Source organism: Aurantimonas sp. DM33-3, from assembly GCF_014334315.1.
Taxonomy (GTDB): Bacteria; Pseudomonadota; Alphaproteobacteria; order Rhizobiales; family Rhizobiaceae; genus Aurantimonas; species Aurantimonas coralicida.
On the sequence record NZ_JACSGS010000001.1, the window covers coordinates 173,731 to 193,020 of the forward strand.

The following is a 19,290-nucleotide window of genomic DNA, read 5'->3' on the forward strand; positions in this document are numbered from 1 at the left end:
GCCCCATGGCTCAAGGCAACCAGACCGGCCGAAAGCCGGTGGGGGATGCGATCCGTATCCCCGACCGCGCATTCGGCGAGGTCGAGGTGCGCGCCGACACGTTCAGCTCAGAGGACCGCACGGTCGAGATCATCTGGGCAGCCGGCGCGAAGGTGCGGCGCTACAGCTGGGATGAAGGCTACTTCATGGAGGAACTCTCCATGGATGCGTCACACATCCGGATGGACCGCTTCGCCTCTGGCATGTCGCTCCTCGACAGCCACGACGCCTACTCGATGGACAACCGGATCGGCACCGTGATCCCGGGCTCTGTCCGCGTCGACGGCGGCAAGGCTTACGCAACGGTCCGGCTGTCCCGGAACCAGCGCGGCGAGTCGATCTACCAGGATCTGCAGGACGGCCACCCGTTCCCTGTCAGCGTCGGATACCGAATCCACGCCTACGAGAAAACCGAAGGTGACGACAGTCAGCTTCCCACCCTTCGCGCGATCGATTGGGAGCCGCTCGAATTGTCGGCGGTCCCGATCCCCGCGGATGCTGGCGCCTTCTCACGGTCGGAAGCCCGTGAAGAAGCCGCTGTAACAGTCGCCGTCTCACGGCGCGACAACCCCAACGCCGGATCGGCAACTTCTGGAGACAAAGGCATGGCGAACCAGCCGAACAAGACCGGCAAGAAGCCGGGTGAAGAGGGCAACCCGAGCGGCGCTGACGGCGCTCGTAGCGCCGAAGATGAAGCCTCGACCGACGAGACGTCGAGCGAGGACGAAGCGGCTACGGTGACCGCCGATACCCGCTCCGCCCCGGCAAGCCAGTCTCGCTCGGCCGCTCCGGCTCCGACGCAGCAGACTGATACCCGCCAGGCTCCGGCCGCAGATCCTGAGGCCGTGCAGCGCGCTGCGCAGACCGCAGCCACCGAGGCAGTCCGCCACGAGCGCGTCCGCACCGAGACCATCACGGATCTCGGTCGTCGCTACGGCATGACGGACGACTTCGTCCGCCAGCACATCCGCGACGGCAGCTCCGAAACGGCGTTCAAGAACGCGGTCACCGAAGCGATGCTCGCCGAGCAGGAGCGCACCGGCTCCTTCCCGCACATCGAAACCCGCGGCATGCAGGACGAGGTCGACACCCGTCGCTCGCTCGTCGCCAACGCGCTGCTGCATCGCTCCGGCGTTGTGACCGAGCTCCAGGAAGGTGCTCGCGAGTGGCGCGATATGTCGATGGTCGACACCGCCAAGGAACTGATGCGCGCACGCGGCGAGAGCACCCGCGGCTCGGTCAACGAAGTGGTGAAGCGCGCCCTGCACTCCACCAGCGACTTCCCCGCCATCCTGGGCGAGGTCACCCGCCAGACGCTCGTCGCCGGCTATGAGAGCTACGAGAACACCTTCCAGCTGATCTCCAATCGCCAGGTCGTCTCCGACTTCCGCGACGTGAAGATGCTGGAAATCGGCAACGGTCCCGACCTGCTGCCGGTCAACGAGCACGGCGAGTTCAAGCGCGGCACGCTCAAGGAAAGCGAAGAGAGCTTCAAGATCGGGACCTTCGGTCGCGTCTTCGGGCTCACCCGTCAGATGATCATCAACGATCAGCTGAACGCCTTCGCCCGCGTCATCCAGGATTGGGGCCGCAAGGCTGCCAAGCTCGAAGGTGACATGGTCTGGGGTGTCATCATCGACAACGCGAAGCTGAAGGACGGCAAGGGCCTGTTCCACGCCGACCATAAGAACCTCGGCACGCCGACGGCTCTGTCGACCGACGCGCTGACGGCAGCTCGCACGATGTTCCGCAAGCAGGTCGACATCGACGGCGAGCCGATCAACGTCCCGCCGCAGTATCTCTTCGTCGGCTCGGATCTTGAGATCCCGGCGCAGAAGATCATCACCGGCGTCACCGTCCCGAACACCACTGCCAATGTGGTGCCGGAAGCCATCCGCTCGCTGACCCCGGTCTACGAGTATCGCCTCGACAAGATCAGCGCGACCGTCTGGTTCCTGTTCGCGTCGATGCAGGCAACGATGGGCCGCGGTCTGCAGCACGCATACCTGTCCGGCCAGGAGCAGCCGTTCTTTGACGAGCGTCTCGGCTTCGATGTCGACGGCATCGAGTACAAGATCCGCCACGACTTCGGCGCGGGTCTGACCGACTACCGCTTCGCCTACAAGAACGCCGGCGCCTAAGCCGCAATCGCAACCTGAGAGCTTCGAAGACCGCCGGCCTTAGCGCCGGCGTCTTCGTTTCCAGAACACCCGAGAAAGGCTTGGGAGCATGGCAAAGAATTTCATCCAGCCGGGCAAGGTCCTTACGATGACCGCGCCGTCCGGCGGCTGCGCAAGCGGCATCGTCTACGTCTTCGGCAAGATCTTCGGCGTCGCCGTCACGAGCGCCGCCGAAGCCGCTGAGTTCGAGCTCGAAGTCGGCGGCGTCTTCGAACTGCCGAAGGTCTCGGCCGAAGCCTGGACCGTCGGCGCCGAGATCTATTGGGACGCCGCCGCCGAGCTGGCGACCACGGTCTCCACCGCTAACACCAAGATCGGTGTCGCGGTGCTCAGCGCCGCGAACCCGTCCGGCCTGGGCGTCGTCCGTCTGAACGACGCCTTCTAATCCTCGCCTACCGTAGGCCGGGCGGCGCTGCCGCCCGAACACCGGGATGACCCCTATGGACAAGAAGCTGTACCGCGCCAACGCGGCGACGATGGTCGGCGGCAAATACGTCGCTGCCGGCGACACTGCGATGATGACGGAAAAGCAGGCCAAGGCCCGCGACGTCACCCTCGCATCTGAGACGGATGGCAGCACTCAGCAGTACGCCGACGTTGCCCCTTCGGAAGCCAAGTTCGCTCGCGTCAAGGGCGTCGTGCCTGTCGACAAGAACGGCAAGGCAACCGAAGGCGCCGAGAAGACTGCACCGAAGAACTCCTGAGGATCTGACCGATGAACCACTTCGATCGCTTGGAGCGTATGGCGAGTCAGACGATCGATTGGCTCAACGGTGAGTCTTTCACCCTGATCCCGATCCAGCAGGCCATCAACGGCCGAGCTGGCCGGGATCAGGATCGCCCGATCATCGAGGGCAAGGGCGTGTTCGAATACACGTCCATCGAGAGCGGCCTGCAGCTCGGTGTTCGCAAGAGCTACCGCGAGGCCAACGACCTTCGCGCCCTCCAGGTGGGCCGGCAGCCGATCCTCTCGGTCGATCGCCGCGTCTTCGACGACGTGAACGGCGATCCCATCGAGGATGCGCTTGTTCGCCAGGGCGACTTCGTCCGGTTCCCCGAGGACCAGAACCTGCCCGACTTCGATGTCGTCTCGGCCCAGCCGGACGGACATTCCCGCATCGTGATCAAGCTCGTCAGCCGTGGCAGGAGCTTCAAGGAGGAGTAGTCGTGAGCGCAGCGCATCGCATCACCCTCCGCCTGGCCGCCGTCGCGGCCATCAGCAATTTTCAGCGGCAGCCATGGCCCACGCTGGCCGGCCCGCAGATCTTCGATTCGAAGATCGAACCGCAAGAGCTGTACGAGGGCGAGAACGCCTTTCCGCTCTGCGTCATCTACACCGACTACGACAAGGACTTTGCGAACCATCAGTCGCAGGCGGCCAAGCGGCGGACACTGACGCTGACGATCGAGATCCTGGTCGTGCAGTCTCGCGCCGATCGCGACGAGCTCGGCAACATCCTTCTCGACGAGGAGGGGGCGCCTCAGAGCTACACGATCAGCACGCCGGTCACCGACAGCGAGCTTGAAACGTCGCTCGACATTTTCGAAAGCCAGATCTTCGACGCTCTCGCAGCGGACAACTCGGCAGCCAACTGCTTCCAGTACCTCGTTACGGGCTTCGACAACGTCATCAGTCGCCGTGGAGCCACCGTGGAGGGCGGAACGCGATTGAGCGCCCGTCAGCTTACGATCGAAGCTTACGTCCTCAGAGACCCCGCTCCTGGCAATCTGCCGGCGGAAGTGGCGACCTTCCTCGATGACCTTGCTGAGACCGCGGACTATGCGGGTCGGGTCGACGAGGTGCGCGCGATGTATCTGCGCGGCGGCGACCTGTCGGCCACCGACAAGCTACGCCGTGTCGTGGGCTGGTCGAGCGGGGTGACGGACATCCTCGGGTATCAGCGCGGGCCGACCGTCACGCTGGGCACGCCGATCGTATGGCTGCAGCCGAACGGGAGTCCGCTGTGAGTATCGAAGCGGCGTTCGCGACATTGATGCGTCGGATCGAAAGCCTCGAAGCTCAGCTGGTCGCCCAGGACCGCCGCATCAACAATATGTTCCGGGAAGGGAGCATCGCGGAGGTCGACTACGAGAAGGGCCTGGCGTCGATGGACGCCGGCGGCCTGCCGACCGACATGAGCCCGTGGCTGGAGCGAGCCGGCGCGATCCGCGACTGGACGCCAGTCACCAAGGGCGAGCGAGCGATCTTCATTTCGCCGTCCGGCGACCCGGGGCAGGGGCTCATCCTGCCCGGCGGCTATTCGAGCCAGTTCACGCAGAACCACAACAAGGGCGGTGAGCCGACCCGGACGGTCGGCGACACCCAGATCCAGCAAACAGGATCGGAGATCCGGATCACGGCGGGCGGCTCCTCACTCGTGCTGAGCCCGTCGTCGGTCACGCTGATCACGCCCGACTACAGGGTGAACCCCTGATGCCCCGCGTCGCTCGCAAGACCGACAGCGGTTCGCACGGTGGCGCCATTATCACGGGCGCCGCAGCCGGCACCTGCAACGGTCTACCGATCGCCCGGGTCGGCGATCTCTACGACTGCCCGGTGCATGGCGTGAACCCGATCATCGCCGGTTCCGGCGGCTACAGCGTCGAGGGTGCGCGCGTTGCGCGGATCGGCGACCCGACCGAGTGCGGTGCGTTCATCACCACCGGCTCAGCGGATCATCATGACGAATAAGGAGGCCGCTATGCCGGCAGAGACCAAGAAGACCTGGTACGTCCAGCGCGAAGGCTGGGTGTTCGGCCAGTACCGGAAGGTGAATGACGTCGTGAAGGCCACCGAGGACGAGGTGAAGTACCTCGTGCGGGCCGGCAACCTCGGCGCGGAGAAGGTCACCGCCACTGAAAAGCGGAAGGCGGCTTCGTCCACCCCTGCGACCGAGGCGTCTGCCACCAGCGAGACCCCGGCGTCGAAGGCCGTGGCCGACAAGTCGAAGACCTAATGCCGAGCGTCGGCATCGACCGGCACACCGGGGCGATCCTCGTAGGATGGCCCCGAGTGGTGCAGTCCCTCGAAGTCATCCTGACCACTGAGATCGGTGAGCGGGTGCAACGGCGAGACTTCGGCACCGAGCTGCCCCGGCTGATCGACCGGCCGCAAAACCTCGATGCCGTCATGGACATTTACATGGTCACCGTCGAGGCCATCCGGCCCCGGCTGGTGCGCGGGCATGAATATGGCGAGCCCTGCTTTGCCGCGACGAATATCCAGGTGGATTTCGCGACCCCTGCCAGCCCGGGAATATACCTCGACGGGGCCTATTACCCCGAAGGTCACCGCGGCGACTTCACGATCATTGAGAACCGGACGGCTCGCTTCCTGTTGATCGACAGCGGGGAGGGCCTCCTAATTCGGAGCGCCCCGTGACCTACGCCCCCACTACGATCGACCTGTCTCGAGTTGCCGCTCCTAATGCCATCGAGGCGCTGAGCGCAGATGCGCTCGAAACCGCCTTCATTGAGCGGTTCCTGATCGCGTGGGATGAGCAGCGGGTGAAGAGCCCGGGGCTGCCGGAGTTCAACACCGAGAACATCGAATCCAGCGTTCCCGCTATCGTGGGCGAGGCCTGGTCGTTCTTGCGGCTCCTCGATCGGGATCGCGTCAACAACGCGATCCGCGCTGTCCTGGCGCCGCTCGCTGCTGGGGCGGACCTCGACAACATCGTCGCCCGTGCCAACGTCCAGCGGCTGACGATCCGCGAAGCTACCTTCGAGACCCCGGCCGTGATGGAGACGGACGCAGCGCTCCTGCGCCGTTATCTCCTCGCGTTCGACCGGCCATCCGCCGGGTCGCGAGATCGATACCTCTATGAGGCATGGACGGCCTGGCCGGAAATGGGCGACTGCCGCGTGAACGGTCGTGCAATTCACGGACGTCGCGGTGAGACGGACATCGTCGTCATTGGCCCCGGAGGCCGTGCAGCAACGGACGAAGAGAAAACCCTCGTCCGGAATGCCGTACTCCAGGAACACGTTCGCCCCGAAGCTGTGGCGGTTCGCGTAGTCGATGCCACCCGCGTCGAATACGCGAGCGAGCTCGTAGTCGAGATCGCGCCGGGACCTGACGCCGAGATCGTCCGCATGGAAGCGCTCGGTCGTGTGCAGGCAGCGGCAGCGGCGCGCATCCTGATCGGCGCCGAGATCCCCGACGGCTTCATCCGTGGCGCCGCATACGGCGCGAACATCATCAAGGTCCGCGACCTGTTGGACGTCATCATCGAGCCCGACCCGTACAGCGTGCCGGTGCCGACGACGACTGACGTTGCTGTGGAGGTTCGGCCGTGACCAGTGCTGCCAAGCTTCTGCCGGGCAACGCGGCACCGTTCGAGATCGCCGTCACTGAGGCGATGACCGATGTGCTGCCGGTTCCGATCCGCGAGATCATGGATCCGGCAACCGCTCCGGCGGCCTTCCTGCCGTTTCTCGCCGCGCATGAGAGCGTGGATCTGTGGTTCGAGGATTGGTCGGACGACCGCAAGCGCGCGATGATTGCCCAGGCGCTACAGCTCGCTGCGCTGAAAGGGACTCCGGCAGCCAGCCAGGCATTTCTCGATTTCGTCGATGGCCAGATCCTCGACAAGATCAGCTACCCCAGCCGCTTCGTCCTGGGGCGGTCTGCCATTGGTCGGCACCCGATCGGTCATCCCGCATTCGTCGCGCGGCACCTCGTCAAGGTCGAGACCTTCAAGCCACCTCGCGCTCTTGTCGCTGGCCGGTCGGTGCTTGGCCGCGCCGTGCTGCGCACCCCATCACGCGAGCGCATCCGGCGATGCCGGGTGGCGCTGACCGTCGCCAAGGCGCCGGACACCGAATACCGGGCCGATTTCGCTCACGGCCGCAAGATCCGCTTGGACGATGCTGTGCCTCTCGATGGCACCTACCGCATCGGCCAGTACCTCGATCGGGTTAAGCTTTAGGGACGCCCTATGACCAAAACAATTGACTTTGACGACGCCGAAATCGTCGAGCCCGGCGATCTCAGTGCGATCTCTCAGGCTGCGCGTGAGGGCGACGAGAACATCGTCGGCGGCGCGATCGGCTATCCGAGTCATTGGGCCGACTTCACTGTCTCCACGCCGTCGTCATCGACGGTGCGGATCAACCAGGGCCGCTACTTCGTCGACAGCCTCGTCTACGATCTGGATGCCCCGGAAGACATCGACATGCAGGTCCACCTGCCGCTGGTGGTCGGCGATGAGCGCTATGTCGCCATCCTCGCCCGCGGCGTCGAGCGGACGGATACCGCAGACCGGTTCGTCGAGACGGACGTTGAGACCGGCGACACCATCCTGACGCCGCTCCCCAAGACAAATGTGCGGACCGTCGAGTTTGTGGTGCAGCAGGGTCTTGGCTCGCCGACGCCGCTGAAGCCCGTCGTCGCGGCGAACAACTGCTGCGTCTGCTACATCCGCTTGGCCGCCAACGGCATCATCGCGGTCGAAAGCAGCAACGAGCACCGGGTCAAGACGCTCTATGAAGTCGAGGGCCGCGTCGCGGTGCTCGAGGGCCAGATGGCGATCGCCTACCAGCGGACGTCGGAGATCGAGACGGACCTCGCCAATCTGCAGGGCCGGCTCAGGGATATTCCGCGGCCCGAGCTGATCCGCCAGATCCAGACGGACGTCGCTGTGACGCGGCGCCGCTTGAACCTTCCGGACGCGGCGCGCGGCTACTTTTATGATCCGGGCCTGGTCAAGGATCAGTGGGGCGTCGATGACGCCCTTTGGCTGGCGCGCGTCGATGAAGGCGTCCGGCACGCATTCGCAAGCGAGCGCGACGACCGCCTGGAAGTGCAGAACCCGGCGCAGACCGACATTCGGATCTACGACGACATCCTCATGCCGGCGTGGACCGAAAAGGTTCGGCTCGAAGTCGATGGCGAGGGCGGCACCAAGAATATCTCGCAGCAGGTCCACACCGTCACCACGGCGGTTGAGCGGCAGGTGTCGCGGTCGTCCGTGTCCTACGGACCGACCGTCGCCATGTGCGAGAACGTGCAGGAATGGGGCGCCGTCGGGCAGGTTCGCTCTGGGCAGACGTTCCAGGCGAATGGCGAAACCTTCGAGAACCTCGGCGCCATCGACGCGAGCTATGATGCGTCGACCGTCGATCTGTCGCAGTTCAGCGCGGCCAACAGCCACGATTGGAATTTCTCCGATGTCGTGGTGCACAACTCCCAGGTCGAGAACCAGAACGGGCACCAGATCTACGCCGCCCGCTCGGTGCAGGTCAGCAGCTGGACCGAGACGTATTGGGATTACGTCACCGAAACCTTCGGCATCAACGGCAGCGTCTACGCCCAGACCTGGCTCTCGACGCAGCCGATGATCATGACGTCGATCGAGCTGAAGTTCGATCGCGTCGATACCGACGGCAACGTGACGGTCATGCTGTGCGAGGTCTCGAATACGGGTTCGCCCATCTTCGACCGCGTCATCGCGAAGTCCACACTGGAGCCGGCGAGCATCGCCGCGGGCTGGGTCAAGTTCCCGTTTAAGCCGCGCTACCTGGCGCCGGGCCGACGCTATGCGTGGGTCACGGTGACCACCGGCAATTACTCGCTGAAGACGGTCACCGGCGCGCAGTATGCCCAGGGCACTCTGTTCTGGTCGACCGACGAGGCGTGGTTCCAGGGCGCTCCGGAGGAGGACTTCTGCTTCCGGGTAAATGCGGCCGAGTTCTCTACGACTCGTGCGGTGGTCCTGCTCAATCCGCTGACCCTCGAAAACGGCATGACGGAGATCAAGCTCCTGTACGAGAGCTGGGCTCCTGAAGGCACGTCGATGATGTGGGAGGTCAAGCCGACCGGCTCCGACAATTGGGAGCCGCTTCGACCTGAGACCGATGAGCATCCGAACCCGCTTCGGGGCCTGCCCGCTCTGTGCGGGCTTCGCTTGACCATGCTCGGCACCTCGGGCCTCGCGCCAGGCATCGTGCTCAATTCCAAGGCGCGCGGCATGGCGCGGCGTCCGCGTTCGGATTGCCGGGCCGTCACGAAAGAGCTGGCGTTCGGCTACTCGACCACGGCGATCCAGGTCGAGATCGTCGTGGATCAGTTCAACGAGCTGTACCATACGGCTGTGCCTAAGATCATTGTCGGCGGCACGACCTATGACGCCGACGCGATCACCGAGCGGCGCGATCTGGCGAAGTCCACGCGGCGCACGATCCTGGCGGACTTCACCGTTCCATCCACCCCCACCGCTCGCCTTCAGTACGAGGCGAACACCACAACTGTGCAGGCGATCTCGTTCGTCGAGAACATCAGTCTGTACGCGCTCTAATGAGGCTCGCCGTGTCGCTCACCAACCTGAAGAACGACTCGGCCTACTTCGTCACGCTGGCGAAGGCGGTCGACCGTGGAAACCGGCGGCTCCTGCCGCGCGACCGGCACACGATGAAGGGCCGCGTGGTGCGGGAGATCGTCGAGGCTTATGGCGAGGAGGTGATCGCTGATGTCTCTCCCGTCACCTGACAACGACTACAAGGCGCCGGCGGACATGCGGCTGGGCCGCGTCGAATGGGACGCGGCCTTCGTCAGCGTCGGCGAGCGACTGCGGATCCTCGAAGGCTGGGAGGTCAACTACCAGACGACGGTTGACCAGCTGAAAGCGCAAGCGCTCGACGCCGTCGTCGCCACGCTGACGCAGGAGATCGATGCGCGCCGCGCTGATCTCATCGAACTGCAGGGCGAGTTCCAAGCGGTCTCGGACGCCTACACGGAGCTGGTGTCGGGCGGCGTCTATGCCGACGGCATCCAGCTCCGCAACGCCGTTGTCGGCCTGACCGCGACGACGGTGCAAGGCTCGATCGAAGAGCTGGCCGTCAAGGTTTCGTCGCGTCGCCGCATCACCGGTGACGCCCTGTTTTTCGGAGCGATGTAAATGGCCTTGCCGGTCTATCACACCAACACGAACACCGATGCTGTCGCGGTCTACACCGTGCCCGCCGACAAGGTGGCCGCCGTCAGCGTCAACATCGCAGCCCTGCTCGCCAACAAGGCGAAGATTGCCATCACGTCGGGCGCCGCACCAACGGCGGCCAATTGGCTGGAAACGCAGGTCGCCATGGCAGTCGGCACGGTGCTGGAACGTACCGGCATCGTGCTGCCGGCTGGGCATAAAATCTGGATCACATCGGACGTGGCAAACGCCGTGTCGGTGCAGGTCTATGGCATTGAGGAGGCCGCATAATGGGGCGCAGTATTTCAAATGGAAACGATGCGGGTTTCAGCATCGCATTCCCGCTCGGCCCCGGCTCCAATGGTTATTGGCGCCGCATGATGTGGCTGCGATCAGGCGCCTATTCATGGGTCGCTCCCAAAGATGGCAAGATCAAAATTGCCGCAATGGGCGCAGGCGGCAGCGGTGGTAGGCAGCGGCCCGGTGCGGGAGGCGGCCTCGCAATAGGCGAGTATGCAGTTTCATCGGGCAATATCATCACCATTACCATCGGTGCCGGTGGGGTTGGGACGGCCAGTTCGGTCGTGGGTAATACGGGCGGCACGACGACGGTCGTCTGCGCGGCGGCTGGAATCAACATTGTCGCGAACGGCGGACAAGGGGGGCAAAATGGAACGGTAGCAGCCGGCGGAACGACAACTGGCGGCAACATTAAGAATTCCCCGGGCGGTGATGGATCATCTAGCGCGACCACTGGCGGAGGTTCTTCTGGTACGCCATTTGGCCCCGGTGCCGCTTCCACGACAGGACAGGGCGGGTCTGGTTGGGGGGGCTCTGCGACGGGGCAGGGAGGCAGTTCTAGCCATGCCCCGTCGGTGACCTCGTCAGGTGCTTCGGGTTTGCTTTCGTTGGGTGGCAAAGAGAGCCCGACGACGAGTGACTTTGGAGGTAATGGAGAAGCTAAAGATTTCTGGGATATTTCTGATTTCGATGGCGGTGGCGGGGGTACCTCTACTAATTTAACCGGAGGTACCGGTGGCCCGGGCGCCGGTGGCGGTCGAGGTGGCAGTAACGGCACCGGCGGCACCGGCGGCATAGGTGGCGGGGGTGGCGGTGGAGCCGCCGTTGCGGGCAACGGCGGCAACGGCGGGGGCGGCGGCGGCACCGCCGGCACTGGCGGCAACGGCGGCGCTGGCGCCGTGTTCCTTTGGTTCGATGAGGTGGACGCATGACCTACGCGCGCATCGTTGACGGTGTGGCCGTCGAAGTCATCGCATGGTCGCCGGAAGGCCGTTACCCAGCCGAATGGACTTGGGCCGAGGCACCGGAAGGCACACAGCAGGGTGCGACATATGACGGCGAGGCTTTCACCAACCCTTCGCCGGCGCCAGTCGATCCGGCACCAGCACCGCGCCGCTTGAAGCTGACACCATCGGAATTTCGCAACGCTTTTTCGGCATTCGAGGAAGTGGCGATTGTGGAGTTTTCGACCGGCAGCGACCCAAGCGACACGGCCGAAACCACGACGCTGCGCAAGGTGGTAGGGGTGTTCTTCGACCGGCTGAAAGACCCACATCTGACGACGGTCGACCTTGAAGACCCGCGCAATCTCGCGGGCCTCGACATTCTCGTTAGTCAGGGCATCCTCACCGTCGAGCGCCGTGCCACCATCGCGTCCGGTCTTCCGGCCTAATGGATCACTGCACCGGCTGGTTCGAGGGCTGGTGGGGCGAGCTGTGCTGCAAACCGCATGACGGCGACTACGCCGCTCAGGTCGAGCGCCTGGTCGCCGATGCCGGGCTCTGGTCTTGCGTCTGGCACAGCCTGCCGGAGATCGCGGCGGCCCATCCGATCATCACCGGCGTCTGCGCCGGGATCTCGGCCGTGATCGGGACCATCATGTTCGTCGGCGTCCGGCTGTTCGGGCTGCCGTTCTACAAGCGGGCCGGGCGGAAGTAACCGCCCTCCTGCATCCCTCATCCTCTCCGAAGGCCGTCCATCTGGGCGGCCTTTTTCTTTGCCCGGTCGCCGGGCCCAACCCCCGCTTGGCAACTGGAGTCGCAAGCATGGATATTTTTCTCCACGGCCTCGAGACGATCGAGCGCAACGAGGGTCCGCGTCCGGTCGAGACGATCGACACGGGCATCATCGGCATGGTCTTCACTGCGCCGGATGCCAACGCTGACCTGTGGCCCCTGAACACCCCGATCGCCATCCACGGCTACCAGGGCGGCCCGAAGGGTCTCGGCACCGCAGGCACCGGCCTCGACATGATCGAGGGCGTCTTCGATCAGGCGACCCGCGCATCGCAGACCATCGTTGGCGTCCGCGTCACCGAAGGGGCGAACGAGGCAGAGACCCGGGCCAACATCCTCGGATCTTCGACCTCGCTCACCGGCCTGCACGCGCTTCGTCAGGCGCAGTCGACCCTGCAGCTGAAGCCGAAGCTCCTGGTGGCGCCTGGCTACACATCGACCCGTCCGACTGACGGCGTCGCCACGATCGCGGTCAGCGATGCCGGCACCGGCTACACCACGCCTCCGACGGTCAGTATCGCTCGCGGCGCCGGCGACACCACTGGCGTGGGCGCCAGCGCGATCGCCATCCTCGACTCCGACGCGGGCGTTGTCAGCGAAATCGTCCTCACCAACCCGGGCAGCGGCTACACCGAGATCCCAACGGTCACGCTGACCGGTGGCGGCGGCACCGGCGCGACGGCGACGGCAACTCTCGGCACCGTGAATAACCCGGTGACCGCGGAAATGCTGATCCTCGCCAACCGGCTCCGCGCTGGCGTCATCGTCGACGGTCCGAACACGACCGCTGAGGATGCTGTTGCCTATCGGCAGGGCTACGCCACCGACCGGCTTCTCATCATCGATCCGTTCGCCAAGGTGGCGAAGGGGGCGTCGATCGTCTCGGAGCCGTCCTCGGCCCGCGTCGCCGGCCTGCAGGCTCGCGTCGATTACGACGAGGGCTTCTGGTACTCGCCTTCGAACCACGTCATCGAGGGCGTCATCGGGACGTCTCGCCCGGTCGAGCACTCGCTGAGCGATCCGTCGGTCGAGTCGCAGTACATGAACCGGAATGCGGTCGCCACGATCGTGCAGTCGCCGTCGGGTGGCTACAAGCTGTGGGGCAACCGGGTTCCGTCGGGCGACACGCTGAAGCTGTTCTGGTCGGTTCGCCGGTCCCACGACACCATCATCGAGTCCATCGAGCGGGCGCATGAGCCGTTCCTCGACAAGCCGTTCTCGGTGCAGATCCTCAGCGACATCGCCGAGACCGTGAACGCGGCGCTGCGGCGCTGGGAAGCGCTGGGCGCCACGCTCGGCGGCAAGGTGTGGCTCGACCGCGCCCTGAACACCAAAGAGACCTGGGCCACCGGCCACCTCTACGTGAGCTACGACGGCGAAGCACCGGCGCCGATGGAGCACATCACGTTCATCTTCAACCGGAACACCGGCTACTACGACACCCTGTCGGAGCGCGCCGTCGCGGAAATCGCCCGCCTCTCCGGTCGCGCCGTCTAAGGCGCGACCCCACCCAACCACGACAGTCAGGGGCGACGAGCCCGCGAATAAGGAGCAGATGGCATGCGCCATATCATGCAGGGCTTCACGATGCACATCGAAGGCCTCGACTTCGGCATCGACACGGAAGAGGTCACGCTTCCTCTTCCGACCCCGGTCACCCAGGAATACCGCGGCGGCGGCATGGGCCTCGGGATGAACATGGCAATGGCAGCTCTCGAAGCGCTTGAGCCGACGATCAAGATGGCCGGGCACAACCCGGACATCATGCGCCGGATGGCCAAGGGGCCAGGCCAGACGACCCGCGTCACCTTCCGCGGTGCATTCCTCACGGAAGCGAGCGGCGTCTACGTCCCGCATGTCTGCGTGATCGAGGGAGCCCCGAACCCGGGCTCGCGCGACACCTGGCAGCGCGGCGAGAAGAGCGGCATCGAGTTCATGATGAACACGGTGAAATACATGCGCTACGACGTCGGCGACGAGCCGATCCACGAGGTCAGCGCATGGCCCCCGAAGTGGATCGTCGACGGCATCGACCAGATCGGCGGGATCAACGGGGCTCTCGGCTACCTGTAAGCCGCGAGCCTTCTTCTCAACCCTCAGCTCCATGGAGGATAATATGGACGCTGCTACCAAGACCCTGCGTTCCGTCCCGCTTGATCGGGACGGGACGCCGATCGACAAAAGCCTGCAGCCAAAGATGATGGTCGGGAATGTTGACGACGCCGTCGCTCACCTCGACGTCGTCGGCGGCACAGGCTTCAAGCCAACGGCCCCGAAGACGGAGACAGCCGTCAACGCGCCGGCAGTTGCGAAGCCGAAGGTGCGATACCTCGGCAACCGGCCGCTGACCAAGGCATATGACCTGGCTGTGCCGATGGAGTTCGACGGAGCCGAGTTCCGTCAGCTCACCGTCCGGCGTCTGAAGGGCGAGGACTTCCAGTCGTTCGCGTCGCTCATCCAGCAGGACGGCGTCTCCGAAACGGACGCCATCCTCTCGCTGATGACGGACACGCCCGTCGAAGTGATCACAGCTCTGGATCTCGAAGATCGCCTTGAGCTGACGGTGACCGCTCGCCCTTTCATGCCCCGCCGATTCCAGATGATGTTCCCGGAAATGCCGTCTCTGGAGAACCTGCAGGAAGAGACGGCGGGGACGCCGGACTCGTCCGCGAATGCTGGGCCGACCTCTTCGACGACGGAGAGCTCCGAGCCGACTTCGCAGACTGGCCCGATTTCGCAGGCATCGTAGCCTACGCCTTCGGTTGGCCACCGAGCGAGATCGAGCGGATGGATTTCCATACGCTCGTGACGCTCTGGTATCCGCGCGCCGCTGCGATCATCCGACAGATCGAAACCCAAAGGGTCACCGGCACGGTGGCCGGCATCGCGGAGTTGCTCGGTGGCAAGTAAAGAAGCCCGGCTCATCATGCGCCTGGTCGATCACGTCACGGGGCCGGGCAAGACAATTGCCCGGTCTCTTGGTGTGGTGGATAAGGCGGTTCGTGGTTTTGGGACCGGTGCAATGGCGCCGTCCCGTGCCCTTGGCGGCATGGCGCGCAGCGCTCGCCGCGCGACGGCTGACGTCGCCGGTCTTTCGGCCAGCCTCAGCTTTGGCATCGGCGCCGGTGCCAAGCAGTATTTCGAATACGTGAAGGAAGGGAACACGATCGAGGCGGTTGCGATGGCGACCGCCGAGCAGCGCCTGGCGATGGAGCAGTATGCGCAGCTTCTGAACAAGGAGTTCCCTGCGTCGAACACCCAGATCCTTGGCGGCATGCGCGAGCTGGCTCGCGCTGGCATGGACGTCCAGCAGATCATGGGCGGTATCCGCGAGACCTTGAACTTCTCGCTCGCTGGCGACTTCCCGATTGCGGAGTCCGGCGACTTCCTGACCAACATGCTCTCCGCCTTCCGCCTGCCGAAGGATACCGAGCAGCAGGTCAACGACAGCATGAAGCGTGTGTCGGACACGATCGCCTGGGCGGCGAACAAGTCGAACGCTGACGTGCAGGATCTGGCCGTCTCGATGCGCTACGTCGCGCCGCTCGGCCCGGTGACGAACCAGTCGATCGAGGAAATGGCCTCGATGCTGATGGTCCTCGCCGACAACGGCATCAAGGCATCGAACGCCGGCACCGGTATTCGTTGGGCTCTCATGTCGCTGATCAGCCCGACCGAAGGCGCGCTTCAGGCCTTCGAGAAGATGAACATCAACCTCAGCGACTTCATCACGGGCGCGAAGAAGATCGACGCCCAGACGCTGATCAAGAACCTCGCCCTCGACGGCATCGATGCGAGCGGGATGGAAGATTCCATCCAGCGCATCCTCGATGACCCGCGGATCAAGCTCTCGCCGGCCAAGCTGGCCGCCACGATCACCGACCAGCTTGGCGACGAGCTGTCGGGCGAGGGCGGGCTGATCGACCGGGAAGTCCTGCTGCGGTCCCTGAACGAGAACCTCTCGCTGCTGGGCACCGAGGTCGACTTCCTTGGCTTGCTCGACAAGCTCCGCGATACGCCGGGCGCCGAAGCCTTCTTCGGTGACATCTTCGGCAAGCGCCATGCCGTGAAGATCATGGCGGCGCTGGCCGGCGACGTGAACGGCGTCCTCGCCACGCTCCTCAAGAACTACGAGGGCGCAGCTGATCGCATGAGCCGGGTGCGCCTCAAGGGCATCGTCGGCGCATGGTACGAACTGACGGCTGCGGTCGAAAACGCAGTGGTCGCGTTCGGCGATTCTGGCCTGGCTGCCGATGCCATTCGGTTCTTCGCCGAAATGGCGAACGGCCTGCAGGCGGTGGCCAAAGCCAGCCCGGATCTCCTGCGTCTTGCCGGCTACGGCGTCCTGGCGCTCGCAGTGCTCGGGCCGCTCGGCTTGGCCGCCGGCGGCGCGGCAGCAGCGCTGGCGCTGATGGTCAATCCGCTGGCGCTCATCGTCGGCAGCCTGTCCGCCCTCGTCGCTCTGAACTTCAGCGCGGTGAAGGACTTCATGTCGGTGTTCGGCAAGTCGTTCGCTGTGGGCTTGTCCCCGGAGATCGTCACTCGCGTCCAGGCTCTGAAGGATGCGGTGAAAGACTTCTTCTCGATCGATTGGGGTGCTGGTGATCGGGCCGATGCCGTTGGGCAGCTTGCTCGCAACATGGGTCTCGGTCTGGCGGAAGGCGTGAACACTGCCTGGGCGGCGATCGGTCGGCTTGAAGAGATCGGGGAGAAGATCCGCGCTTTCGCAGAAGGGGCGTGGACCCAGCGGTCTCCGCAAGTTCGGCAGGCCCTCGACGACATCAAGGCAGGCCTCCGCGGCTTCGTCGTTCCGAAGATCGAAGCCATCCGTGCGATGGCGACGACGATCGGCGACTTCATGGAGCGGGTCGGGCCATATGCTGATGGGTCGTCGGGCCTGCGGACGCTGTCGAGCGCGGTCGGCCTGTTGGCTGCAGCGTTCGAGCGGATCGGCAGCTTGACCGGATCGGCGATCACTGGTGCGGCCAACTTCATCAACTCGTTCTTTCAGAACGTGGATGACGCGACGATCGCGGTGATCGCGAACAGCCTTGCCGGTTCGTTCAACCTCGTGTCCCGGGCTTTCGAGGGGCTGGCGTCGGCCATCCGTATCGACGTGGCTTGGCCGAATGGCTGGGTCGAGGCTGGGCGAGCTTTCGCCGACGGCCTCGATGCCCTCGTGCAGCGCTTGGTTGGTATTGCCGGCGCCCTTGCCGGTGCTGCTGCGCAGATCCGCTCGGCGCTCGGCGGCCTCGCCGGGCAGAGCGCGCTCCTCGGTGGCGCCAACTCTTCCCCGGTGCCGATCGGCAAGCCGGCGATTCTTGGCAAGGGCGGGGGCGGCATGGCCGCCCCTGTCCCGATCGGCAAGCCGGCGTTGTTCGGCGGGAAGCGAGCCTCGGGCGGCGCAGCTCGCGCCGGCCTCGATTACCTCGTCGGTGAGAAGGGCCCGGAGATCGTCCACATGGGGCGCAACAGCTACGTCTCGCCGACCAGTCGGCTGGGCGGGGGCTCTCCGATCACCAACCACTTCCACATCAACTCGACCAACCCCGCGGCGGCCGCAAACGAGATCGCCGGCATTCTGCAGCGGCAGCTCAACCGCTCGACGCAGATCTCGCTCGAGGATCGTCCGGTCATTTAAGGAGCTTCGCCCATGCTGATGGCACTCGGCCCGTTCCGCTTTACCGTCCCGACGTTCACGGTCGACACGCGCGATCGTTCGACGTCGGGGCGGATCGCCCATTCGGAGGTGATCGGCGCAGATCAGCCGACGCACCTCCTCGGGCCCGGCCCGTCGACCATCACGCTCAGCACCACGTTCCACCCGATGCACCTCAACCGCGCGGGTGGGGCGATGCTGGAGGCGGTCCGCCTCGCCTGCGCCATGCAGACGCCACTCACGTTCGTCAGCATCCTGGGGGCCATCTTCGGCCGCTGGATCATCGAGAGTGTCGATAGCGGCGAAACGCAGTATGCCCCGAACGGGCAGCCGCAGACCGTGACGGCGACGATCAAGCTCACACGGTATGTCGGGCGGGCCGGTGGTGCGCGCTGATGCCCAAGCCCTTCTTCCAGATCATGCAGGGCGAGACTGACGTCACCGCTCGCGTCGGCCAGGGAAATATCTCCCTGACGATCACAGACGGGGTCGGCGAGAACGCCGATACCATTCAGTTCACCATCGACGATCAGAACGGCATCATCGCGCCGCCTGAGACAGGCGTCGAGATTCGGGTGCTCGCCGGCTACGTCGACGACTACCGTGACTTCGGGCTCTTCACTGTCGATTCCGTGGATCTCAAGGGCTGGCCCCAGGAGATCAGCGTCACCGGCCAGTCGGTCGGGGCGAAGACGGCCGCCAAGGAAAAGCGGAAGGCGAGCTACAAGAAGGACGAGTTCCCCACCTACGGCAAGGTCTTCGAGACCCTTGCCGGGCGGAACAGCCTGTCCCTCACGATGGCCAACGACCTCAAGTCGAAGGCCCTCAAGTTCGAGGCGCAGTCCGAGGAGAGCGACCTCGCGTTTGCGACGCGCCTCGGCAAGAAGATCGGCGCTTCGGTCACCGTCAAGAACAAGAACCTGGTCGTCGTCTCGCGCGGCGCCGGCAAGTCCGCAAGCGGCCAGCGTCTGCCGGTGATCTACGTGATCGGCGACGTGAACGTGAAGAGCTACACCGTCTCGCTGAAGGACAAGCCGAAGCACAAGACGGTCAAGGCAACGTGGTTCGACCGGGACGAAGCGAAGACCAAGGAGCTGGAGGAAGAGTCCTTTGGCGAGGGCCCCGTCTTCCTCCTCCGTGAGCCGTTCCCCTCTGAGGAGGACGCCAAGGAAGCGGCGAAGGCAAAGGCCGAGGATCTCAAGCGAGGCATCGGCACCGCGTCATTCGAGATCGACGGCAATCCCTACGCCATGGCTGAGGCGGACGTCGAAGCCTACGGCATCCGATCGCTCGTTGATGGGACGTGGCGGGCGCAGACGGTGACCCACACCTTCAGCGGCAGCGCCGCCTATTCCGTGACGGTCGCGTGTGAATCCCCCGAAGCCGGGCCGACGAGCACTCAGCCGAAGCTCCCGGCGCTCAGCACGGTGCCGATCCCGACTCCGAGACCAGGATAACCA

Annotated in this window: 25 protein-coding genes; all 25 read left to right on the forward strand. The window is 64.8% G+C overall.

The annotated features are described in order from the left end of the window. Positions 1 to 5 precede the first annotated feature (5 nt). The 25 genes from H9Q09_RS01110 to H9Q09_RS01225 all read left to right on the forward strand — a co-directional run bounded on the left by H9Q09_RS01110 (position 6) and on the right by H9Q09_RS01225 (position 19,287). Entirely contained in the window at positions 6 to 2,180 is a 2,175-nt protein-coding gene (locus tag H9Q09_RS01110) for a prohead protease/major capsid protein fusion protein (protein ID WP_187389565.1), read from the forward strand. Positions 2,181 to 2,268: 88 nt separating this feature from the next. Next, positions 2,269 to 2,604, forward strand: a complete 336-nt coding sequence (locus tag H9Q09_RS01115; RefSeq protein WP_187389566.1) for a DUF2190 family protein — start codon at positions 2,269 to 2,271, stop codon at positions 2,602 to 2,604. A gap of 55 nt (positions 2,605 to 2,659) precedes the next feature. Continuing rightward, complete coding sequence (locus H9Q09_RS01120; RefSeq protein WP_187389567.1) at positions 2,660 to 2,923, forward strand: hypothetical protein; 264 nt, start codon at positions 2,660 to 2,662, stop codon at positions 2,921 to 2,923. Positions 2,924 to 2,934: 11 nt separating this feature from the next. Further along, on the forward strand, positions 2,935 to 3,384 hold the full coding sequence (locus H9Q09_RS01125; protein ID WP_187389568.1) for a hypothetical protein: 450 nt from the start codon (positions 2,935 to 2,937) through the stop codon (positions 3,382 to 3,384). A gap of 2 nt (positions 3,385 to 3,386) precedes the next feature. Next, positions 3,387 to 4,187 (forward strand): hypothetical protein, encoded by an 801-nt coding sequence (locus H9Q09_RS01130; protein WP_187389569.1) that lies wholly within the window; start codon positions 3,387 to 3,389, stop codon positions 4,185 to 4,187. After that, positions 4,184 to 4,654, forward strand: coding sequence for a phage baseplate assembly protein V (locus H9Q09_RS01135; protein ID WP_187389570.1), 471 nt, complete (start codon positions 4,184 to 4,186; stop codon positions 4,652 to 4,654). The genes H9Q09_RS01130 and H9Q09_RS01135 overlap by 4 nt, the downstream gene beginning before the upstream one ends. Further along, a complete protein-coding gene (locus tag H9Q09_RS01140; protein ID WP_187389571.1) occupies positions 4,654 to 4,911 on the forward strand; it encodes a PAAR domain-containing protein in 258 nt (85 codons plus the stop codon). Before H9Q09_RS01135 ends, H9Q09_RS01140 begins: the two co-directional genes overlap by 1 nt. Next, positions 4,901 to 5,176, forward strand: a complete 276-nt coding sequence (locus H9Q09_RS01145) for a hypothetical protein (protein ID WP_187389572.1) — start codon at positions 4,901 to 4,903, stop codon at positions 5,174 to 5,176. The genes H9Q09_RS01140 and H9Q09_RS01145 overlap by 11 nt, the downstream gene beginning before the upstream one ends. A gap of 56 nt (positions 5,177 to 5,232) precedes the next feature. Then, a complete protein-coding gene (locus H9Q09_RS01150; protein ID WP_187389573.1) occupies positions 5,233 to 5,601 on the forward strand; it encodes a baseplate assembly protein in 369 nt (122 codons plus the stop codon). Then, complete coding sequence (locus H9Q09_RS01155) at positions 5,598 to 6,518, forward strand: baseplate J/gp47 family protein (protein WP_187389574.1); 921 nt, start codon at positions 5,598 to 5,600, stop codon at positions 6,516 to 6,518. The genes H9Q09_RS01150 and H9Q09_RS01155 overlap by 4 nt, the downstream gene beginning before the upstream one ends. Further along, the gene (locus tag H9Q09_RS01160) at positions 6,515 to 7,150 is read left to right on the forward strand and encodes a phage tail protein I (RefSeq protein WP_187389575.1); all 636 of its coding nucleotides are present in this window, start codon (positions 6,515 to 6,517) and stop codon (positions 7,148 to 7,150) included. Before H9Q09_RS01155 ends, H9Q09_RS01160 begins: the two co-directional genes overlap by 4 nt. 9 nt (positions 7,151 to 7,159) lie before the next feature. Continuing rightward, positions 7,160 to 9,517 carry a hypothetical protein gene (locus H9Q09_RS01165; protein ID WP_187389576.1) on the forward strand — a complete coding sequence of 786 codons (2,358 nt, stop codon included), beginning with the start codon at positions 7,160 to 7,162 and terminating at the stop codon, positions 9,515 to 9,517. Between the two features lie 11 nt (positions 9,518 to 9,528). After that, positions 9,529 to 9,708, forward strand: coding sequence for a hypothetical protein (locus H9Q09_RS01170; protein WP_187389577.1), 180 nt, complete (start codon positions 9,529 to 9,531; stop codon positions 9,706 to 9,708). Beyond that, on the forward strand, positions 9,689 to 10,117 hold the full coding sequence (locus H9Q09_RS01175; protein WP_187389578.1) for a hypothetical protein: 429 nt from the start codon (positions 9,689 to 9,691) through the stop codon (positions 10,115 to 10,117). The genes H9Q09_RS01170 and H9Q09_RS01175 overlap by 20 nt, the downstream gene beginning before the upstream one ends. Next, positions 10,118 to 10,426: a hypothetical protein gene (locus H9Q09_RS01180; RefSeq protein ID WP_187389579.1), complete on the forward strand. Its 309-nt coding sequence runs from the start codon at positions 10,118 to 10,120 to the stop codon at positions 10,424 to 10,426. Beyond that, positions 10,426 to 11,367 (forward strand): hypothetical protein, encoded by a 942-nt coding sequence (locus H9Q09_RS22330; RefSeq protein ID WP_210315195.1) that lies wholly within the window; start codon positions 10,426 to 10,428, stop codon positions 11,365 to 11,367. Before H9Q09_RS01180 ends, H9Q09_RS22330 begins: the two co-directional genes overlap by 1 nt. Next, a complete protein-coding gene (locus tag H9Q09_RS01190; RefSeq protein ID WP_187389580.1) occupies positions 11,364 to 11,828 on the forward strand; it encodes a hypothetical protein in 465 nt (154 codons plus the stop codon). The genes H9Q09_RS22330 and H9Q09_RS01190 overlap by 4 nt, the downstream gene beginning before the upstream one ends. Next, entirely contained in the window at positions 11,828 to 12,094 is a 267-nt protein-coding gene (locus H9Q09_RS01195; RefSeq protein ID WP_187389581.1) for a hypothetical protein, read from the forward strand. Before H9Q09_RS01190 ends, H9Q09_RS01195 begins: the two co-directional genes overlap by 1 nt. A 107-nt stretch (positions 12,095 to 12,201) precedes the next feature. Beyond that, complete coding sequence (locus H9Q09_RS01200) at positions 12,202 to 13,668, forward strand: phage tail sheath subtilisin-like domain-containing protein (RefSeq protein ID WP_187389582.1); 1,467 nt, start codon at positions 12,202 to 12,204, stop codon at positions 13,666 to 13,668. 63 nt (positions 13,669 to 13,731) lie between these two features. Continuing rightward, entirely contained in the window at positions 13,732 to 14,244 is a 513-nt protein-coding gene (locus H9Q09_RS01205) for a phage major tail tube protein (RefSeq protein ID WP_187389583.1), read from the forward strand. A gap of 43 nt (positions 14,245 to 14,287) precedes the next feature. Then, on the forward strand, positions 14,288 to 14,920 hold the full coding sequence (locus tag H9Q09_RS01210; protein WP_187389584.1) for a phage tail assembly protein: 633 nt from the start codon (positions 14,288 to 14,290) through the stop codon (positions 14,918 to 14,920). A 38-nt stretch (positions 14,921 to 14,958) separates the two neighbouring features. After that, positions 14,959 to 15,081 (forward strand): hypothetical protein, encoded by a 123-nt coding sequence (locus H9Q09_RS22635; RefSeq protein WP_281414901.1) that lies wholly within the window; start codon positions 14,959 to 14,961, stop codon positions 15,079 to 15,081. Between the two features lie 16 nt (positions 15,082 to 15,097). Further along, on the forward strand, positions 15,098 to 17,812 hold the full coding sequence (locus H9Q09_RS01215; protein WP_187389585.1) for a phage tail tape measure protein: 2,715 nt from the start codon (positions 15,098 to 15,100) through the stop codon (positions 17,810 to 17,812). Positions 17,813 to 17,824: 12 nt separating this feature from the next. Continuing rightward, positions 17,825 to 18,226: a phage tail protein gene (locus tag H9Q09_RS01220; protein WP_187389586.1), complete on the forward strand. Its 402-nt coding sequence runs from the start codon at positions 17,825 to 17,827 to the stop codon at positions 18,224 to 18,226. Beyond that, entirely contained in the window at positions 18,226 to 19,287 is a 1,062-nt protein-coding gene (locus H9Q09_RS01225; RefSeq protein WP_187389587.1) for a contractile injection system protein, VgrG/Pvc8 family, read from the forward strand. The genes H9Q09_RS01220 and H9Q09_RS01225 overlap by 1 nt, the downstream gene beginning before the upstream one ends. Positions 19,288 to 19,290: the final 3 nt, after the last annotated feature.

Bases quoted from the DNA above. Each gene is read 5' to 3' on its own strand.
- H9Q09_RS01225 (WP_187389587.1), top strand. From the start codon at position 18,226: ATGCCCAAGCCCTTCTTCCAGATCATGCAGGGCGAGACTGACGTCACC.
- H9Q09_RS22635 (WP_281414901.1), top strand. From the start codon at position 14,959: ATGGATTTCCATACGCTCGTGACGCTCTGGTATCCGCGCGCCGCTGCG.
- H9Q09_RS01195 (WP_187389581.1), top strand. From the start codon at position 11,828: ATGGATCACTGCACCGGCTGGTTCGAGGGCTGGTGGGGCGAGCTGTGC.
- H9Q09_RS01210 (WP_187389584.1), top strand. From the start codon at position 14,288: ATGGACGCTGCTACCAAGACCCTGCGTTCCGTCCCGCTTGATCGGGAC.
- H9Q09_RS01215 (WP_187389585.1), top strand. From the start codon at position 15,098: ATGCGCCTGGTCGATCACGTCACGGGGCCGGGCAAGACAATTGCCCGG.
- H9Q09_RS01125 (WP_187389568.1), top strand. From the start codon at position 2,935: ATGAACCACTTCGATCGCTTGGAGCGTATGGCGAGTCAGACGATCGAT.
- H9Q09_RS01175 (WP_187389578.1), top strand. From the start codon at position 9,689: ATGTCTCTCCCGTCACCTGACAACGACTACAAGGCGCCGGCGGACATG.
- H9Q09_RS22330 (WP_210315195.1), top strand. From the start codon at position 10,426: ATGGGGCGCAGTATTTCAAATGGAAACGATGCGGGTTTCAGCATCGCA.
- H9Q09_RS01205 (WP_187389583.1), top strand. From the start codon at position 13,732: ATGCGCCATATCATGCAGGGCTTCACGATGCACATCGAAGGCCTCGAC.
- H9Q09_RS01115 (WP_187389566.1), top strand. From the start codon at position 2,269: ATGGCAAAGAATTTCATCCAGCCGGGCAAGGTCCTTACGATGACCGCG.
- H9Q09_RS01110 (WP_187389565.1), top strand. From the start codon at position 6: ATGGCTCAAGGCAACCAGACCGGCCGAAAGCCGGTGGGGGATGCGATC.
- H9Q09_RS01165 (WP_187389576.1), top strand. From the start codon at position 7,160: ATGACCAAAACAATTGACTTTGACGACGCCGAAATCGTCGAGCCCGGC.
- H9Q09_RS01120 (WP_187389567.1), top strand. From the start codon at position 2,660: ATGGACAAGAAGCTGTACCGCGCCAACGCGGCGACGATGGTCGGCGGC.
- H9Q09_RS01140 (WP_187389571.1), top strand. From the start codon at position 4,654: ATGCCCCGCGTCGCTCGCAAGACCGACAGCGGTTCGCACGGTGGCGCC.
- H9Q09_RS01190 (WP_187389580.1), top strand. From the start codon at position 11,364: ATGACCTACGCGCGCATCGTTGACGGTGTGGCCGTCGAAGTCATCGCA.
- H9Q09_RS01220 (WP_187389586.1), top strand. From the start codon at position 17,825: ATGCTGATGGCACTCGGCCCGTTCCGCTTTACCGTCCCGACGTTCACG.
- H9Q09_RS01180 (WP_187389579.1), top strand. From the start codon at position 10,118: ATGGCCTTGCCGGTCTATCACACCAACACGAACACCGATGCTGTCGCG.
- H9Q09_RS01145 (WP_187389572.1), top strand. From the start codon at position 4,901: ATGACGAATAAGGAGGCCGCTATGCCGGCAGAGACCAAGAAGACCTGG.
- H9Q09_RS01200 (WP_187389582.1), top strand. From the start codon at position 12,202: ATGGATATTTTTCTCCACGGCCTCGAGACGATCGAGCGCAACGAGGGT.